Origin of the sequence: Shinella sp. 838, from assembly GCF_029623935.1 — a bacterium.
GTDB lineage: Bacteria > Pseudomonadota > Alphaproteobacteria > Rhizobiales > Rhizobiaceae > Shinella.
Genome location: NZ_JARSBQ010000001.1, coordinates 225,131 through 243,825 on the forward strand (window position 1 = coordinate 225,131; position 18,695 = coordinate 243,825).

Sequence of the window (18,695 nt, forward strand, 5' to 3'; positions counted from 1 at the left end):
TTGCGAATGAGTTGCATTAAACTATAGGGCTGTTTTTGCTTCTGTCAACGCAATTGCAAATCATTCGCAACGGCGTCCCGAAATCGGACGCCCCGCGTTTAAAACTTCCGAAACGCACGGCCTGTAGAGTGCGGGCAGTTCGCGCGCTCTCGGCGCGTTCGTGTTCCTGCGTTTTAAGAGAAGACCATCGCCCGTGAAGTTCCTTCCGACCTCCTTCCGCTTGTCCCGGAAGCTTCTGATCATCGTCACCGGCATCGTCGTGTTGACGGGTGCCTCAGGGGCGGCCGCGATTTTTGTCGGGCGCGATGCGCTGCTCGGGCCACCGGCAGAACAGGTGTCGGGTGCCGTCTGCACGACGGTGTCCACCGTTCGCCTCGATAGGAATGGCCAGCAATGGTTGCGTAAATATGTGCGCTCGGACGCCAAGGATGGGGATGTGCGCATCAAGACGGCGTTGCGCGTCGCCGGCGCCGTGTCCAACAATGAGGAAGCCGATCTCTACCAGGTCATCCTGCTCGATGCCGCCGGTCCAGTGAACCGGGCCGACATGCGTGGTCGGGCCATCGGTGCCGAGGTGCTTTTCGCGCGCAATCCTGCCGCCATTCCCGGCATGGCGGCGCCGTTCGTCGCGCGCTACACGACCGGGCAGCCGGCGGGCAACGGTGAATTCTACGGCGAACGCAAGGAACTTTCGCTGGATGAGATCAAGGTCATCGTGACTGCGATGGAAGACCGCGCGGATTGCGTCGATCCGAGTGCTGTTGATGGCACCGAGACGGCTGCGATTGGTGGCGAGGCGAAAGAGGGGGCCGGCGACGGTGCTCCGGCGGAAAGTGCGGCCGCCGCGGAGGGCGGCACGCACGAGGTCGCGGCAAGCAGCCACTGAAGATCAGCGGCCGTTCAAGGCCTGTGCCGTGGCGGTGCCTCTCAGGCGTCTTCCGCTACCGCCTCGACGACGGCCGCCGTTTCGACGTGTATCGGCTTCTGGATCAGCCAGGTATCGCCTTCCCCTGTGAAGTTCAGCTGGAGGTTGTTGATCTTGCAGAACAGATCGACGTCGTGCTTGACCGCGGGGAACATCAGGTAGTCATCGCCGATGATGACGCCGCCCTGCGGAAGAAGGTCGTAGTACAGCGACAGTTCGAGGAAGGTCTCGCCGCATTCGTGGGCGGAGTCGAGATAGACGAAATCGATGTCGTAGTTGAGGACCTTGAGGGTTCTGGCGGCCACGATCGAGGAAACGCGGAACGGCACGACCGTTTCGGTGAGACCGTTGTTGAACATTGCGTTCATGAAATGGTCGAAGATGACCGGATTTCCGTCCATCTTCCGCATGGTTCCCGAAAAATTCCCGAGAAGCCACATGTTGATGTCGCCGCACCAGGTGTCGATGCACATCAGGGTTCCGCCGGTCTCACGCAGCCAGGAACCGAGGATCGTTGCGCTGCTGCCGATGAAGCTGCCGACCTCCAGGCCGAAGCTGGGTCGGCGGCCAAGTGCAGCCTCTATCGCGCCCAGCGTCGCCGGGCCGATATGCGGGGTATAGGACATCGGTGAAGGCAGGAGCTCCGGCCGATAGGCATGATAGGGATTGTCGCAACCGAACAGGCGGTTGCAGATATCCTTGAACGTCGGCTTTATCTTCTGCAGGTCATGGGTTTCGATGAACCGTGCCAGTTGAGGATCCGCAAGGGTTTTTGCCGAAAACCAGGTCCGGAGCACGTCTTCGTTGATATGGGCGCTGTAGTTCGTCATGTCTATCCTCGGTGGTGGCAGCGCGCGTGCTTGATACGTTCCGAAACAGCCTGTGACGAACCCATGGGCACACGTAAGTCCGCCCATTCTCGCGGCGATGGCTTGTGTGTGGCTGGTGCTGTGCGGCGCTGCCGCGCAACAAAAAAGCGCCCCGTGGGGAGCGCTTTTTAAGGGTGGAAGGCTGGTGCAGCGTCGGTGCTCAGTCGCTCTTCGCGCGGCGCGCCGGGAAGAGGATGACGTCGCGGATCGACGGCGCGTTGGTGAGCAACATGATCAGGCGATCGACGCCGATGCCGAGGCCGCCGGCCGGCGGCATGCCCTGGTCGATGGCGTCGAGGAACTCGTCGTCGAGCTGCTTGGACTTCTCACCACGCGCATGGGCCTGTTCGAGCTGCTCGACCATGCGGGCGCGTTGCTCTTCGGGGTCATTGAGTTCGGAGAAGGCGTTGCCGAGTTCCCAGGTGTTGCAATAGGTCTCGAAACGCTCGACGAGGCGCGGTTCGCCCGGCACTTCCTTGGCGAAGGGCGAGATGTCCTTCGGGAAATGCGTGACATGCGAGGGCTGGATCAGCGTCGGCTCGACCTTCTCCTCGAAGATGAAGGCCAGGCATTCGCCCCAGGTCCAGTCCTTCTCGACTTCAAAGCCGGCTGCCTTGGCGGCGGCGCGGGCCTCCTCGTCGGTCTTGATGGCGAGGAAGTCGATGCCGGTCGCTTCCTTGACGGCGTCAGGCATCGGCACGCGCTTGAACGGCCCTTTGAAGGAGAGTTCCTTGTCGCCATAGGCGAATTCCGTCGAGCCGTGGATCTTGACTGCCAGCTCGGCGAAGAGGCGCTCCACGAGGTCCATGATGTCCTCGTAGTCGGCATAGGCCCAGTAGCACTCCATCATCGTGAATTCGGGATTGTGCCGGGTCGATACGCCCTCATTGCGGAAGTTGCGGTTGATCTCGAACACCTTGTCGGTCAGGCCCGAGACCAGCGTGCGCTTCAGGAACAGTTCCGGCGCGATGCGCAGGAACATGTCGAGCTTCAGTGTGTTGTGGTGCGTCTTGAAGGGCTCGGCCGTTGCGCCGCCATAGACGGAGTGCAGCATCGGCGTCTCGACTTCCATGAAGCCGTCGTTTTCCATGAAGCGGCGGATGCCAGAGACGATCTTCGAACGCTGCTGGAAGCGGAGCTTGGATTCCTCGTTGGTCATGATGTCGAGATGGCGCTTGCGATAGCGGATTTCGACATCCGCCACGCCATGCCACTTTTCCGGCATCGGCAAGAGGGTCTTCGTCAGCATGACGATCTGCTGTGCGTTGATCGTCAGTTCGCCGCGCTTGGTGCGGCGCACGACGCCGGTCACGCCGATGATGTCGCCGATGTCGATCATCGGCAGCAGCGCACGCGCCTCTTCCGGCGTCGTGTCCTTGTGGGAAAAGATCTGGATCTTGCCCGAGGCGTCATGGATGTCCATGAACATGCCGGAATTGCGCGAAGAATAGACGCGGCCGGCGACCGTCACGACGTCGCCGCTCTCGGTGTCGAGTTCCAGCGTCTCGTATTTCGCCGCAAGCTCGGCATTGGTCATCGTCCGGTGGAAATGCGCCGGATAGACGTCGCCGATGGTCTGACGCAGCTGGTCGAGCTTCTGGCGGCGGACTTCCGTCGGGTCCGAGGAAAGGGCGGTTTCTGTCTTCTCGTTCATTGTTGTTGCTTCCTTACTTTCCACTGCCGGCCATCGAGGCGACCACCTGTGCGGCCACCTTCAGGCGCTGGCGCACGACGGAGCGGCCGAGGATGGCCATCGAATCGAACAGCGGCAGCGAGCGCGACGAGCCGGAGACGGCGACGAAGAGCGGGGCGACCACGACCTTCAGCTTCTTGCCGAGCCTGTCGGCGCTGGCGCGCAGTTCCGCTTCGATGCTCTCGACGGTCCATTCCGGCATCTTTTCGAGGTCGGGTTGGACCTGATTGAGCACTTCGAGGATTTCTTCCGGCGTCGATTTCACCTTGGCAAAGGCCTCCGGCGTCAGGCCGAGATCGGACTTCAGCAGGAAGCCGGCAAGGTCGGGCAGTTCGCCGAGCTTGGAGATGCGCGACTGCGAGAGCTTCAGGCCCTGGCGGACACGGTCGTTCTCCATCGCCCAGGACAGCACGCGCTGGACGAACTCTTCCTCCGAAAGCTGCTCGCGCAGCCACCGGCCGTTCAGCCAGTCGAGCTTCTGGATGTCGAAGATCGCGCCGGCCTTGGAGAGGTTTTCCGGGTCGAACTTTTCGGCGAGCTGATCCATGGTCAGCAGCTCTTCACCTTCGGCGATCTGGATGAAGAACAGGCCGAGGAAGTTCATCAGCGCTTCCGGCAGGTAGCCGAGCGCGGAATAGTAGGAGATCGAGGTCGGGTTCTTGCGTTTCGACAGCTTCGACTTGTCGTGATTGCGCATCAGCGACAGGTGCATGAAAACCGGCGGCTCGAGCCCGAGATACTGGTAGATGAGGATGTGCTTCGGCACGGAGGCGAGCCATTCCTCGCCGCGCGCGACATGCGTGATCTTCATCAGGTGGTCGTCGACGACGTTCGCCATGTGATAGGTCGGCATGCCGTCGGCCTTGAGCAGGACCTGCATGTCCACGGCATCCCACGGGATTTCAACCGGGCCGTAGACGCCGTCGACGAACTTGCAGGAGCCCTCGGTCGGGATCTTCATGCGCACGACATGCGGCTCGCCGGCGTCGACGCGCTTGGTCACCTCTTCGGCCGAAAGATGCAGGCAAAGGCCGTCATACTTCGGCGGCTTGCCGGCGGCGCGCTGTGCTTCGCGCATTTCCGCCAGCCTCTCGGGCGTGCAGAAACACTTGAAGCCGTGGCCGTTCGCGACGATCTTGTCGACGAAAGGACGATAGATCTCCTTGCGGTCGGACTGGCGGTAGGGGCCGTAGGGACCGCCGATATCCGGGCCTTCGGACCATTCCAGGCCGCACCATTTCAGCGCGTCCAGCACCTTCTGCTCGAATTCGGGCGTGGAGCGCGTCGCGTCCGTATCCTCGATGCGCAGGATGAAGGTGCCGTTGTTCTTCTTGGCGAAAAGATAGTTGAACAGCGCGATATAGGCAGTGCCGACATGCGGCTCGCCGGTCGGGGAGGGTGCGATGCGTACGCGAACGCCGGAGGCGGTTGCGGAAGTGCTCATGGTTTGGCCCGTCTTGACATGGTTTTACGCCCCCGGCCGGCGGTTCCGGCGTCGAAGGCGTCACGTTAGGGAGGGAAAGCCCGGTTTTGTGCCGGATATGCGGCGGGAAAAGGCTTTCCGTTGGGCTGGGTGAGACCATATTCAGCCCGGCACGTCAAGAAAAAGTCAGCCCTGCCTATTGCACCGGCCAGACGTAGAGCAGCGCGGGCACGCTGACGAGTACGATGAGAAAGGACAGGGGCAGGCCGACCCGAGGATAGTCGGCGAACTTGTAGCCCCCCGGGCCCATCACCAATGTGTTGCACTGGTGCCCCACAGGGGTGAGGAAATCACAGCCCGCGCCGATTGCGACCGCCATCAGGAAGGCCTCGGGCCGGTAGCCAAGCGCACCTGCGAAACTTGCCGCGATCGGCGCCATCACGAGCACGGTTGCGGCATTGTTGAGGAAGGGGGTGATCGCCATGGCGGTGAGCAGGATGAGTGCGAGCGCGCCGAAGGGTGGCAGGTGCACGGCGACGTCGCCCAACCAGCCGGCGATGAGTTCGCTGGCGCCTGTCGTACGCAGACTGTCGGACACCGGAATGAGGCAGGCGAGCATGATGAGGATCGGCCCGTCGAGCGCGGCATAGGCTTCGCGCAGCGGCACGGCGCGGAAGAGCACCATGGCAACGGCGGCGGCGAAGAAACCGGTCGCAACCGGCACGAATCCGAGCGCTGTGGAGGCCATGGCGGCGATCAGGATCAAGACGGGGATGATTGCCCGGCGGGGTGCGCCGAGCAAAATCTCGCGCTGGGCGAGGGGGAGCAGGCCGAGTTCCGGCAAAAGCGTCGGCAGGGTGCGATTGTTGCCCTGCAGCACGACCATGTCGCCGGGGCGCAACCGCACCTCGGAGAGCTTTTCCCGCAATCGCGCGCCCTGGCGGCTGACGGCAAGCAGGTTGATGCCGTAGGAATGAAACAGCGCGATGCTGCGGGCCGAAATATCGATGAGCCGGGAATCGTTGCCGACCACGGCCTCGATGGCGCTGATCTCCCCTTCCTCACCGCGCCCGGCGCGGATCGGCTTGCCCGAGAGCATGAGGCCGGCGGCGGAAACGACCTTGTCGAGCGCACTTGCCGTGCCCTCCATCAGGATCGTGTCGCCAGCGGCAAGACGGACATCCGGCAAGGGAGAGAGATGGACATGGCCACGGATGATGGCGGTGGCGATCACCTCGCCGTCACCGTGCTTCAGCACGTCGTTCAGCGACTTGCCGACCGAGGGAGAGCCTTCTTCCACCGTGGCGTCTGAGGAATAGGCGGCCGCCTCCAGCGACTCCTCGATGCTGGCATTGCTGTTGGTGCGTTCCGGTACGATCCGGTTGAAGAACAGCATGAAAAGGATGCCGCAGACGGCGAGCAGTGCGCCGACCGGCGTGAAATCGAACATCGTGAAACTCTCGCCGGTAATCTCCTGGCGCAGCCGCGAGACGACGATGTTCGGCGAGGTGCCGATCTGCGTCATCAGGCCGCCGAGCAGTGCGGCAAAGGCCATGGGCATCAGGAACTTCGAGGCGGGCATGCCGGATTTCCGGGCGAACTGGAAGGCGAGCGGCATCATGATGGCGAGCGCGCCGATATTCTTGATGAAGGCGGACAGCACCGCCACCGAGACGAGCAGCAGCGCGAGTTGCGCGCGCCCGGACGTGAGGTTCGGGAAAAAACGCTTCACCGCGAGGTTGACGATGCCGGAGCGCGCGACGGCCGCGCTCACCATCAGCGCGCTGCCGACAATGATGACGATATCGTCGCTGAAGCCGGAAAAGGCCTTGTTGAAGGGTACGATGCCGAGTGCGAGCGCCAGGAGCAGCGAGCAACAGGCGACGAGGTCATAGCGAAACCGTCCCCAGATGAACGCCGCCATCATCAGGGCGATGACGACGAAGGCGAAGGTCTGCTCAAGGGTCATGTTCTGGTCCGTGCGGCGGGACGATGCTCGGCATGAATTCCGTACGGGCCTTTCCGGTTCCAGCGCGAGGCGCAAACCGGGCATAAACTTTCGCGGAACAATCCACCCGCCGACCGGTTTGCCAAGAGAAGGCGGGCCGTGTCAACCGGACGCGACGGAGATGGAGGACATGGACGTTTTTCCGGTTTCTTCCGGTGGCCAACGGAACGGCGGTTGAACTCTCCACCTGTCCGGTCCGCCTTCAGCAGGCCGCAAAAGCGAAACCGGCGGGATGAGGATCCCGCCGGTTGCTTTTTCAGTGTTTGACCGAACCCTTGGCTTTCTGCCGCGCGTTGCGGGAGAACATGTTCAGCACCTCGACGAGGGCCGAGAACGCCATGGCGGCGTAGATATAGCCCTTCGGCACATGCAGTCCCATGCCCTCGGCGATCAGCGTGGTGCCGATCATCAGCAGGAAGGCCAGTGCCAGCATGACGATCGTCGGGTTCTTCTCGATGAAGTTGGCGAGCGGGTTTGCCGCCAGCAGCATGACCGCAACGGCGACGAGGACAGCGACCACCATGATCGGGAGGTGCGGCGTCATGCCGACGGCGGTGATGATGCTGTCAACGGAGAAGACGAGGTCGAGCAGCAGGATCTGGCTGATCGCTGCCGCGAAGGTCGTCGATGCCGCGCCGCCCACCATGTCTTCCTTGTGGTCGATGGGATCGACATTGTGGTGGATTTCCTTCGTCGCCTTCCAGACGAGGAAGAGGCCGCCGGCGATCAGGATCATGTCCTTCCAGGAGAAGCCATGGCCGAAGGCCTCGAAGACCGGGGTGGTGAGCTGGACGATCCAGGCGACGGTGCCGAGCAGCGCAAGGCGCATGACGAGCGCGAGGCCGATACCGATGCGGCGGGCGCGTTCGCGATGCTCGGGGGGCAGCTTGTTCGTCAGGATCGAGATGAAGATAAGGTTGTCGATGCCGAGAACGACCTCCATCACGACGAGCGTGACGAGGGCTACCCAGGCGGCCGGGTCTTGCATGAGCGCAAGAATGCTGTCCATCCGGTCTTCCTCTCCAAAAATACGGTTTGAGAATGGACTTCCGTATTTATGCAGAAATTGACCGGTGGCAAGCTGAGCGGCGGCCGTTCAGGCCCTGATCACGATTTCGTCATCTGATGGACGGTGGATAGCGGCCGTCCACGTCCTCAGGGCTTTGCGCCATAGGCGGCGAGGAAGACCCGTATTGCCGAAGCGACGTTTTCTTCGATCACGCTCCTGTGCGGCACCTCTTCCATCGCGCCGAAGATGCGGGGCTTGAAAAGGCCGACCGTTGTAAGCTCGATGAACTGCTTGGCCGCATGGGCCGTGTCGTCCGAAATGACGATGCCGGCCGCCACCTGACGGTCGAGATATTCCTGCAGTACCGAGACCGGGTTGATCGGTGTTGCGGAGAAAAAGCGGCTACAGAGCTTCGGCATGCGATGGTTGGCGGCAATCACCATGCGCATGGCGCGGATCGTCTGGTCCGCCGTCATGTGGGTGGCAAAGAGCAGGCCGAACTCCTTCAGCGTCTCGGCGATCGGCTTTCGGCCGTCGAGCACGTGGCGTACCGTCTCGGTGATCCGCTGGCGCTCACGCTCGATCATCGAGCCGAAGAGGTCTTCCTTGTTCTCGAAATAGACGTAGATCGTGCCCTTGGAGACGCCGGCGGCGCGCGTGATATCGTTCATGCTGGCGGCTTCGAAGCCTTGCTCCATGAACACGCGTTTTGCACCGTCGAGGATCTGTTCGCGCTTGGCGGGGTCCTCGCCGGCAATGCGGCGCCCGGTCTGCGGGGCGTCCAGCTTGTCTTCCGTCGTCTGCATCTCCGTTCCCGTGTTCGAGACCTGTGCGATCAATTTCGAACCGCCCGGTTCGATTTGTACTTGATATGCGCGAGAAAGAAGTCTATGTCAAATCGAACCGAACGGTTCAGTTCGAATTTTATCCCAGAGATGGTGGCAAGCCCATGTCGACTTCCCATGGCCCCGGCACGGCAAAGGTTCGCCCGGTCAACGATGATTTCGAGGCCGAGACCGCCGAGGCGCGGCCGGCAAGCACCGCAGAGGCTGCTCCTGCCGCGGTCGTCGCCCAGCCGGAGGCCAGGAAGGGCGGCCGGCGCCTTGCGCTGCCGATCCTTGCGGTCGCCCTCATTGCCGCCGCCGGGTGGTATGGCCATGAATGGTGGACGAACGGCCGATTCATGATCTCGACGGATGACGCCTATATCGAGGGCGACATCGCCTCCATCTCTCCCAAGGTTTCCGGCTATGTGGCCGTGGTCAACGCCGTTGCCAACCAGACGGTGAAGGCCGGCGATCCGCTCGTCACGCTCGATGACGGCGACTACCGGCTCGCCCGCGAGCAGGCCGAAGCGCAGATCGCGACGCAGAAGCTCGCGCTCGGCCGCATCGATGCGCAGATCGAGGGTGCCAGGGCGAGCCTTGCCCAGGCGGACGCCCAGAAGACAGCTTATCAGGCTGCCCTCAGCGGAGCTGAAGTTGCGGAAAAACGCGCCAAGGAGCTGAATGCCAAGGCTGTCGGCACCACCGCGTCGCTCGACAGCGCCACCGTGGCGCTGGACCAGGCCAAGGCAAATCTCGTCGGCGCGGACGCCAATATCGTCGCCGCCAAGGCGGCGATCACCGTGCTGGAAGCGCAGCGTGCGGAGGCCGAAAGCCAGATTCGCACGCTTGAGCTTGCCCGCGACAAGGCCGAACGCGACCTTGGCTTCACCGTGCTGAAGGCGCCCTATGACGGTGTCGTCGGCAATGTCTCGGTGCAGGTCGGCGACCTCGTCTCTGCCGGCCAGCGTCTTGCCGCGCTCGTGCCGGTGAAGGACCTCTATGTCGAGGCGAATTTCAAGGAAACGCAGATCGCCCATCTCGTGCCGGGCTCGAAGGTGCACCTTCATGTCGACGCCTACGAGGACGACGACATCCTCGGCACGGTCGATTCGATCGCGCCGGCCTCCGGCTCGGTCTTCTCGCTGCTGCCGGCGGAAAATGCCACGGGCAACTTCACCAAGGTCACGCAGCGCGTGCCGGTCCGTATCGCCATCCCCCGGGAGGCGCTGGACACCGGAAAGCTGCGCGCCGGCCTCAGCGTCGTCGTCGACGTCGACAGCCGCACGGCGCCGGACGGTACGGCGGTCGCCGCCAAAGCCGAGTAGAGACCTCCAGCAAGGGAGCGCGGGCGATGGCCGCGACCGCTCAACCGGCATCAGGCGCCCTGACGGCGGCGCCTGCGCAGGCCGACAAGGTTCCCGTCCGCCGCGTCGTCGCGTTCTTCGCGATGGTCTTCGGCATGTTCATGTCGATCCTCGACATCCAGATCGTCTCTGCCTCGCTCTCGGAAATCCAGGCCGGCCTCGGCGCCGGTGCCGACGAGATCGCCTGGGTGCAGACCTCCTATCTCATCGCCGAAGTCATCATGATCCCGCTGTCGGGCACGCTGGCGCGCATCGTCTCGACGCGGGTGCTCTTCGCCTTCTCGGCCGCCGGCTTCACCGTGGCGAGCGCGCTCGCCGCGACGGCGACGAACATCGACCAGATGATCGTCTACCGCGCCATTCAGGGCTTCATCGGCGGCGGCATGATCCCCTCGGTCTTCGCGGCCGCCTTCACCATCTTCCCACCCTCCAAGCGCAACATCGTCTCGCCGATGATCGGCCTCGTTGCAACGCTCGCGCCCACCATCGGGCCGACGGTCGGCGGGTATCTCAGCCATGCCTTCTCCTGGCACTGGCTGTTCCTCGTCAACATCATCCCCGGCATCATCGTCACGGTTCTCACCTGGAACCTCATCGATTTCGACAAGCCGGAATTCAGCCTGATGAAGCGCTTCGACTGGTGGGGTCTCATCTCCATGGCGGTGTTCCTCGGTTCGCTCGAATACGTGCTGGAAGAGGGCAACAACAAGGACTGGTTCAGCGATGGGCATATCGTCCTTGGCAGTGTCGCGGTGGTCATCGGCGGGATCGTGTTCTTTTGGCGGGCCTTCAAGGTGCCGTTTCCGGTGGTGGATCTGCGCGCGTTCTCCAACCGCAATTTTGCCTTCGGCTCGATCTTCTCCTTCGTTATGGGCATCGGCCTCTACGGGCTGACCTATCTCTATCCGCTCTATCTGGCGCGCATCCGCGGCTACGATTCGCTGATGATCGGCGAGACCATGTTCGTCTCCGGTCTTGCCATGTTCTGTACGGCACCGATCGCCGGCATGATGTCGTCGCGGCTCGATCCGCGTGTCATGATGATGATGGGTTTTGGCGGTTTTGCGCTCGGCACCTGGTCGATGACGCAGATGACGGCCGATTGGGATTTCTACGAGCTGCTCGTGCCGCAGATCCTGCGCGGCGTCTCGCTGATGATCTGCATGGTGCCGATCAACAACGTGGCGCTCGGCACGCTGTCGCCCGACCGCATCCGCAACGCCTCGGGCCTTTTCAACCTGACGCGCAACCTCGGCGGTGCCGTGGGGCTCGCTGTCATCAACACGATCCTTACGCAGCGCTCGCAGGAGCACTATCTGCGCCTTTCCGAGCATGTACAGTGGGGCAATCCGGAAGCCGTCGAGCGCATGAACAGCATGGCCGCCAACTACAGCGCGCACGGTCTCGATGGCCCTGCCATCGCCGTCAAGCAGATGGCAGGCATGGTGCAGCAGCAGGCCTATATCCTGTCCTTCATCGACATCTTCGTGCTGCTCACCGGCCTTTTCGGAGCGCTCGTCCTCTGCGTGCTGGCGATCCGCAAGCCGCAGGGTGCGGTGCGGGGCGGCGGCGGACACTGAAACTGCCCCTTGCCGTGGTCGGGATCGCTCGGTCACAATGGGGCGGTTCTGTTCCTGCCCGGAGGCCCGCTTGCCATTCGAACCCACGCGTCGCCATCTCCTTGCCACCGCCGGCGGCCTGGGGCTTTCGCTGACCCTGCCGGTGTTCTCGTCGCGCGCGGCCCGGCCGGCGGCGGATGCGACCTTCCTCTTCTCCTGCGACGTGCATGCCTGTCTCGTCTCGGCGGACGGGCTCAGCCCCAACTGCGCGGACGAAGGCAAGACCGATGCGGCGCTGCTGCGGCATGTCGCGGCGGTAAACGCCATCGGCGGCCTTGCCTGGCCCGCGGAGATCGACGGCCGGCCGTCCGGCCTCTCCGGCGCCGGCACGGCCATCGCAACGCCGCTCGGCCTCGTGCTCGGCGGCGATATGACGGACGATGGTGGCGGGCAGATGAAGGTGCCGGGCGAAGGGCGGCAGCTCCAGCAGTTTGCCAGCCGTTATCAGCAGGGCACCGGGCCGGATCGCGTGCACTACCCGGTCTACAACGGCCTCGGCAACCATGATCTCGACCAGGACGGTGTGCCGCCGCATCCCGACTGGTACCGTCGTGAACTGCGCGACTATGTCGAGCTGAACCACCGTTCCACCGTCTTTTACAAGGCACCCGTGCCGGTAACGAACTACGACATCGACTCGGACAATTTCTCCTGGGACTGGGGCGGATTGCATCTGGTGCAGCTGCAGCGCTTCGGCGGCGACGACACGAAGGGTGCCATCAGCGGCCTGCCCTGGTTGAAGCAGGATCTCGCCACCTATGCGGCTGACGGGCGACCGGTCGTGCTGTTCCAGCACTATGGCTGGGACCGCTTTTCCACCGAGCACTGGGATCCCGCGGCAAAGACCTTCGATCCGCAGGGGGGCGGCCCTGCGCACTGGTGGACGGACGAAGAGCGCGCCGGCCTGCTTTCGACACTCAAGGGATACAACGTCGTGGGCATCTTCCATGGCCACGAGCATCCGACGCCGATGATCTACAATCGAGAGGGCTATGACATCTTCAAGCCCGTGGCGGCCTTCATGGGCGGTTTTGCGTTGGTGCGCGTCACCGACGCCTTCATGGATGTGGTGCTCGCCCGTGCTGGTGATACTCCCTCCACTCCTGTCTTTACGCACGCCTTCAGCAAGCGCTCCTAGGCCTTGAAAATCCCCTGGAAGGTATCGTTGGAAAATTTCTGATTTACGTACATCAGAAATTCCTCTATGGGTCTCGGCACGGAGGAGAGATGAGACCCACGGTTCACGATATTGCCGACAGGGCGGGCGTCAGCCTTGCGACCGTCGATCGCGTGCTGAACGACCGCCCGGGCGTTCGCGGCGTGACCCGCGCCAAGGTCGAGGCGGCGATTGCCGCGCTCGGCTATGTGCGCGATGTGGCGGCGGCGAACCTTGCCAAGAGCCGCGTCTACCCCCTCGTCTTCATCCTGCCGGCGGGCGACAATCCCTTCATGCGCGGGCTCGAGGCGGAAGTGCGCCGCGCCGGCCTGCATTCGGCAAGCGAGCGTACCCAGCTGTCGGTCGTCACCGTTCCCGCTTTCGATGCCGGTGCGCTGGCGGCCGCGATCGATGGTGCCATTGCAGAAAAGGTCGCCGGCATCGCAGCCGTTGCGGTGGATGCGCCGGAGGTTTCCGAGGTCGTCGGCCGGGCGCACGCGGCCGGCATTCCCCTTGTCACGCTGGTCTCCGACCTTGCCGCTTCCGGCCGCGACCATTTCGTCGGCGTCGACAACGTCGCTGCGGGCCGCACGGCCGGCAGCTTGATGGGGCGTTTCCTCGGGAGCCGGCTTGGCCCCGTCGCGGTTCTCGCCGGCTCGATGCGTGTGCGGGACCACCGCGAGCGTCTGGAAGGGTTTCGCGCGGCGATGGCGGATATGCCTGTCGCCCGCACGATCCTGCCGGTGCTGGAGGGGCAGGACGATCCTGGGCGTTCCCTCGAACTGATTTCCGAATGCCTCGCTTCTGTTCCCGACCTTGCCGGCATCTACAGCCTCGGCGCCGGCAACCAGGGGCTTGTTGCTGCGCTTGCCGCCGGTCGGGCTACGGATATCTGCGTGATCGCCCATGAACTGACGGCCCATACCCGGGCCGCGCTCGAAACCGGCGCCATCGATGCCGTGCTCAACCAGGATGCCGGCCATGAGGTACGCAGCGCCATCCGCGTGCTTCGGGCCAAGGCGGATGGCTTGCCCGTCATCGCGGCGCAAGAGCGCATCCGTCTCGACATCTTCATCAAGGACAACCTCCCGGCCGGCCCGGACGAGGATGACGGCAACTAGGGAGAACGCCATGTATCTCGGGATCGATCTCGGCACGTCGAGCGTCAAGGCCATGCTGATCGACGCGGAGCAGACGGTTGTCGGCTCGGCTTCCAGCAAGGAGGTGAAGACCGCGCGGCCCCAGGCCGGCTGGTCAGAGCAGGACCCGGCGGACTGGATCCGTGCGACGGAGGAGGCGATCGCCGGCCTCCGCGCCGCCCACCCCGCGGCGTTTGCCGCGGTGCGCGGCATCGGTCTTTCCGGCCACATGCACGGTGCGACCCTGCTCGATGCCGAGGACAAGGTGCTTCGCCCCTGCATCATGTGGAACGATACGCGCAGTCATCGCGAGGCGGCCGCGCTCGATGCCGATCCGCGTTTCCGCAGGATCACCGGCAACATCGTCTTTCCGGGCTTCACCGCGCCGAAGCTCGCCTGGGTGAAGAACAACGAGCCTGATGTCTTTGCGAAGATCCGCTGGGTTCTGCTGCCGAAGGATTTCTTGCGTGTCTGGCTCACCGGCGAGCACATGTCGGAGATGTCGGATTCGGCCGGTACCTCCTGGCTCGATACGGGCGGGCGCAAATGGTCCGGCGAGCTTCTGGCGGCGACCGGGCTTGAAGAACGCCACATGCCGGCACTGGTGGAAGGTACGGATGTTGCAGGCATCCTGCGCCCGGAACTTGCCGCGCGATGGGGTCTTGATACCGGTGTCGTCGTTGCCGGTGGGGCCGGGGACAATGCGGCCTCGGCCTGCGGCATGGGCACGGTGCGCGAAGGGGCGGCGTTCGTCTCGCTTGGAACGTCCGGCGTGCTCTTTGCCGCCAATGCCAGCTACCTGCCGAACCCGGAAAGCGCGGTGCACGCCTTCTGCCATGCGCTGCCCGGAACCTGGCACCAGATGGGCGTCATCCTCTCGGCCACCGATGCGTTGAACTGGCATTCGCGCGTCACCAGCGCCTCTGCCGCCGATTTGACGGAAGAACTCGGTGATATGCTGAAGGCGCCGTCCGGCGTCACCTTCCTGCCCTATCTCTCGGGCGAGCGCACACCGCACAACGACGCGGCGATCCGTGGCGCCTTCCTCGGCCTCGGCCATGAAAGCGGCCGGGCGGTGCTGACGCAGGCCGTGCTCGAAGGGGTATCCTTCGCCATTCGCGACAGTCTGGAGGCGCTGAAATCCGCCGGTACGGCGCTTACCCGCGTCACTGCGATCGGCGGCGGCTCGCGCTCGCGCTATTGGCTGAAATCGATTGCGACGGCGCTGAACCTGCCGGTCGACCTGCCGGCGGACGGTGATTTCGGTGCCGCTTTCGGCGCCGCCCGCCTCGGCCTCGTCGCGGCAACCGGTGCGGATCCCGTTGCGGTCTGCAGCGCGCCGGCCACGGCCGAGACGATCGAACCCGAGGCGGCTCTGACGGCCGCCTATGAGGATGCCTACCAGCGCTATCGCCGCCTCTATCCGGCGGTGCGCGCCGCCTACTGACCAGAAAACGCACCAGAGGAGATCCCCATGGCCACCGGCTTCTTCGGCGATATCGCCAAGATCAGATATGAAGGCCCCGAAAGCACCAACCCGCTCGCCTTCCGTCACTACAATCCCGACGAGATCGTGCTCGGCAAGCGTATGGAGGATCATCTGCGCTTTGCCGTCGCCTATTGGCACACCTTCGTATGGCCGGGTGGCGACCCCTTCGGCGGGCAGACCTTCGAACGTCCGTGGTTCGAGGATTCCATGCAGGCGGCAAAGCTGAAGGCCGATGTCGCCTTCGAATTCTTCCAACTGCTCGGCGTGCCTTTCTACTGCTTCCACGATGCCGACGTGCGGCCGGAAGGCCGGGACTTCGTCGAGAACACGAAGAACCTCAACGAGATCGTCGACTACTTCGCGAAGAAGCAGGCGGAGACGGGCGTCAAGCTCCTGTGGGGAACGGCGAACCTCTTCTCCAACCGCCGCTATATGGGTGGCGCCGCGACCAATCCGGATCCGGACGTCTTTGCCTTTGCTGCCGCCACGGTGAAGACCTGCATCGACGCCACGCACCGCCTTGGCGGCGACAACTATGTGCTTTGGGGTGGCCGGGAGGGCTATGAGACCCTGCTCAACACCAATATCGGCCAGGAGCTCGATCAGCTCGGCCGTTTCGTGAACATGGTCGTCGAGTACAAGCACAAGATCGGCTTCAAGGGGGCAATCCTCATCGAACCGAAGCCGCAGGAGCCGACCAAGCACCAATATGACTTCGACGTTGCGACGGTCTACGGCTTCCTCAAGAAGTACGGCCTGGAGAACGAGGTGAAGGTCAACATCGAACAGGGCCATGCGATCCTCGCCGGTCACTCCTTCGAGCATGAGCTGGCGCTTGCCAATGCGCTCGGCATCTTCGGCTCGATCGACATGAACCGCAACGATTACCAGTCCGGCTGGGACACCGATCAGTTCCCCAACAACGTGCCGGAAATGGCGCTTGCCTTCTACCAAGTGCTTTCGGGCGGCGGCTTCACCAGTGGCGGTACGAACTTCGACGCCAAGCTGCGTCGCCAGTCGATCGACCCGGCGGATCTCCTGATCGGCCATATCGGCGGCATGGATTGCTGCGCACGCGGCGTGAAGGCGGCTGCCCGGATGATCGAGGACAGGGCGCTGTCCGGCCCGCTTGCCGAGCGTTATGCCGGCTGGCAGACGCCGGAAGCGCAGAAGGTGCTGTCGGGTGGCTCGTCGCTGGACGCGCTAGAGGCCTATGTGCTTGCTGGCAACATCAATCCGCAGCCGCGCTCCGGCAAGCAGGAGCTGCTGGAAAACGTGGTCAACCGCTACGTCTGAGCCGGTTGAAGGGCGCAAACCAGGATATCGGAAAGGGCGCCGTTGTGGCGCCCTTTTTGGTTGTGGACAGGATTTAGTGTAGTGCCTTACGTAGGGTGAGTTATATTTCACGTAACGTGAGCTTTTATTCGAAATGTCCGGATATAATAGATATGGTTCATAACATTCAGCCTGAAATTCCGTTTTTACCGTCACGGGCTTTTCTTTTGTCAATTCCCGGCAAGTAATGGTCTTCTATTTATAGTTGTTTATTTACCATCCTTCGCGGAGAATCGTGGGTGACCGGAAGCTAGGCGCCTGATTCGGGGCTGAGCATCAGTCAACACTCCAACCGCACGAGGATGTTTCGGATGTCAGCGCAGGATGCCAAGACCCAGCAATTGAATGAGCGCCTCTCCTTCGTCGAACTCGACGGCGGTCAGCGCGATGCCTTGAAGCGCGCCCTGCCGACGATCTCTGCGTCGCTCGATGGTGCGCTGGACATCTTCTACCGCAAGGCGCGGGCGACACCCGAAACAGCGCGGTTCTTCTCCAGCGAAGCCCATATCCAGAGTGCCAAGGGCCGGCAGGTCAGGCATTGGGAACTGATCGGTTCGGCGCGCTTCGACACGCAATATGTCGACGCCGTCACCACCATCGGCAAGACGCATGCCCGCCTCGGCCTGGAGCCGCGCTGGTACATCGGTGGCTACGCGCTGATCCTCGAGGCGATTGTCGAAAGCGTCATTGCAAAGCACCTTGAAGGGTTCATCTATCGCAAGAAGGCGGCCGCGCTTGGCGAGGAGATTTCAGCCATCGTCAAGGCCGCGCTTGTCGACATGGACTACGCGATCTCCGTTTATCTGGAAGCGCTGCAGGAGGAGCGCGAGAAGGCGGAGGCCGAACGGAAGGTCCTGAATGCCGAGCAGGAGGAGGCGCTGGCGGCGCTAGATACCTCGTTGACGCGTCTTGCTGGCGGCGATCTCACGGCGTCCATCGGCAAGCCGCTCGCGCCGCAATTCGAGCGCCTGCGCTCCAATTTCAATGCGGCGATCGAGAAGCTGGACGATACGCTCGGCGCCATCGTCACGGCCGCGGACGATGCTGCCGGCAATTCCGGCGAGCTGGTGAATGCCACGGATGACATGGCCAAGCGCACCGAGCAGCAGGCTGCTTCTCTCGAAGAGACTGCCGCCGCCGTGGAGGAAATCACCACCATTTCCCGCGAATCGGCGCAGCGCGCGGAAGAGGCCCGCCGTGTCGTCGGCAGTGCCACGGACGAGGCGCAACGCTCCGGCAAGATTGTCGAACAGGCGGTTTCCGCGATGAGCGCCATCCAGGAGTCCTCCGGAAAGATCACGCAGATCATCAGCGTCATCGACCAGATTTCATTCCAGACCAACCTTCTGGCGCTCAATGCCGGTGTCGAGGCGGCACGGGCGGGCGAAGCGGGCAAGGGTTTTGCCGTCGTCGCGCAGGAGGTGCGCGAGCTTGCGCAGAAATCCGCGGATGCTGCCAGGGAGATCAAGGTGCTGATCGACAAATCCTTCGAGGATGTGCAGCTCGGCGTATCGCTGGTCAACAAGACAGGCGAGGCGCTGCATCACATCGGCGAGCAGGTCGTTCACATCAACACGCATATCGACGCCATCGCCAGCTCCGCTCGCGAGCAGTCGGCGGGGATTTCCGAGATCAACACGGCGGTCGGCAGCATGGACCAGATGACCCAGCAGAATGCCGCGATGGTCGAGGAGACCAATGCCGCGACGCACAACCTGATGCAGATCAGCACGACGCTGAAGGGCCTGGTCGACCGCTTCACGGTTTCGGCCGAACGCAGCCAGAGGCCGACACGACCGGCGCAGCGCCGCTACGGGTAAGGGGAGGCGCGCCACGTCC

At 63.3% G+C, this 18,695-nt stretch carries 14 protein-coding genes; 8 read left to right on the forward strand and 6 right to left on the reverse strand.

Going from position 1 to position 18,695, the window contains the following annotated elements; genetic code table 11:
* Positions 1-193 precede the first annotated feature (193 nt).
* Complete coding sequence (locus P9A16_RS01055; RefSeq protein WP_023517021.1) at positions 194-886, forward strand: hypothetical protein; 693 nt, start codon at positions 194-196, stop codon at positions 884-886.
* 41 nt (positions 887-927) lie between these two features.
* On the opposite strand, the gene P9A16_RS01060 is transcribed toward P9A16_RS01055, so the two are convergent.
* The 6 genes from P9A16_RS01060 to P9A16_RS01085 all read right to left on the reverse strand — a co-directional run bounded on the left by P9A16_RS01060 (position 928) and on the right by P9A16_RS01085 (position 8,733).
* Entirely contained in the window at positions 928-1,755 is an 828-nt protein-coding gene (locus P9A16_RS01060; RefSeq protein WP_024270913.1) for a class I SAM-dependent methyltransferase, read from the reverse strand.
* A 199-nt stretch (positions 1,756-1,954) separates the two neighbouring features.
* Positions 1,955-3,448, reverse strand: coding sequence for a lysine--tRNA ligase (lysS, locus tag P9A16_RS01065; protein WP_272789998.1), 1,494 nt, complete (start codon positions 3,446-3,448; stop codon positions 1,955-1,957).
* Between the two features lie 13 nt (positions 3,449-3,461).
* Entirely contained in the window at positions 3,462-4,931 is a 1,470-nt protein-coding gene (gene gltX / locus P9A16_RS01070) for a glutamate--tRNA ligase (protein WP_023515734.1), read from the reverse strand.
* Positions 4,932-5,106: 175 nt separating this feature from the next.
* Positions 5,107-6,879: an SLC13 family permease gene (locus P9A16_RS01075; protein ID WP_023515733.1), complete on the reverse strand. Its 1,773-nt coding sequence runs from the start codon at positions 6,877-6,879 to the stop codon at positions 5,107-5,109.
* Positions 6,880-7,174: 295 nt separating this feature from the next.
* Entirely contained in the window at positions 7,175-7,927 is a 753-nt protein-coding gene (locus P9A16_RS01080; protein ID WP_023515732.1) for a TerC family protein, read from the reverse strand.
* Between the two features lie 146 nt (positions 7,928-8,073).
* Complete coding sequence (locus P9A16_RS01085) at positions 8,074-8,733, reverse strand: TetR/AcrR family transcriptional regulator (protein ID WP_024270911.1); 660 nt, start codon at positions 8,731-8,733, stop codon at positions 8,074-8,076.
* A 143-nt stretch (positions 8,734-8,876) separates the two neighbouring features.
* On the opposite strand from P9A16_RS01085, the gene P9A16_RS01090 reads away from it, so the two are divergent.
* The 7 genes from P9A16_RS01090 to P9A16_RS01120 all read left to right on the forward strand — a co-directional run bounded on the left by P9A16_RS01090 (position 8,877) and on the right by P9A16_RS01120 (position 18,676).
* A complete protein-coding gene (locus tag P9A16_RS01090) occupies positions 8,877-10,079 on the forward strand; it encodes an HlyD family secretion protein (RefSeq protein ID WP_024270910.1) in 1,203 nt (400 codons plus the stop codon).
* A 26-nt stretch (positions 10,080-10,105) separates the two neighbouring features.
* Positions 10,106-11,698, forward strand: coding sequence for a DHA2 family efflux MFS transporter permease subunit (locus tag P9A16_RS01095; protein WP_024270909.1), 1,593 nt, complete (start codon positions 10,106-10,108; stop codon positions 11,696-11,698).
* A 37-nt stretch (positions 11,699-11,735) separates the two neighbouring features.
* Entirely contained in the window at positions 11,736-12,875 is a 1,140-nt protein-coding gene (locus P9A16_RS01100; RefSeq protein WP_081870652.1) for a metallophosphoesterase, read from the forward strand.
* A gap of 89 nt (positions 12,876-12,964) precedes the next feature.
* Positions 12,965-14,014: a LacI family DNA-binding transcriptional regulator gene (locus tag P9A16_RS01105; RefSeq protein WP_024270908.1), complete on the forward strand. Its 1,050-nt coding sequence runs from the start codon at positions 12,965-12,967 to the stop codon at positions 14,012-14,014.
* 10 nt (positions 14,015-14,024) lie between these two features.
* Positions 14,025-15,479, forward strand: coding sequence for a xylulokinase (gene xylB / locus P9A16_RS01110; RefSeq protein WP_023515979.1), 1,455 nt, complete (start codon positions 14,025-14,027; stop codon positions 15,477-15,479).
* Positions 15,480-15,506: 27 nt separating this feature from the next.
* Positions 15,507-16,817, forward strand: coding sequence for a xylose isomerase (gene xylA / locus P9A16_RS01115; protein WP_024270907.1), 1,311 nt, complete (start codon positions 15,507-15,509; stop codon positions 16,815-16,817).
* 350 nt (positions 16,818-17,167) lie between these two features.
* Positions 17,168-18,676, forward strand: a complete 1,509-nt coding sequence (locus tag P9A16_RS01120) for a globin-coupled sensor protein (protein WP_023517130.1) — start codon at positions 17,168-17,170, stop codon at positions 18,674-18,676.
* Positions 18,677-18,695: the final 19 nt, after the last annotated feature.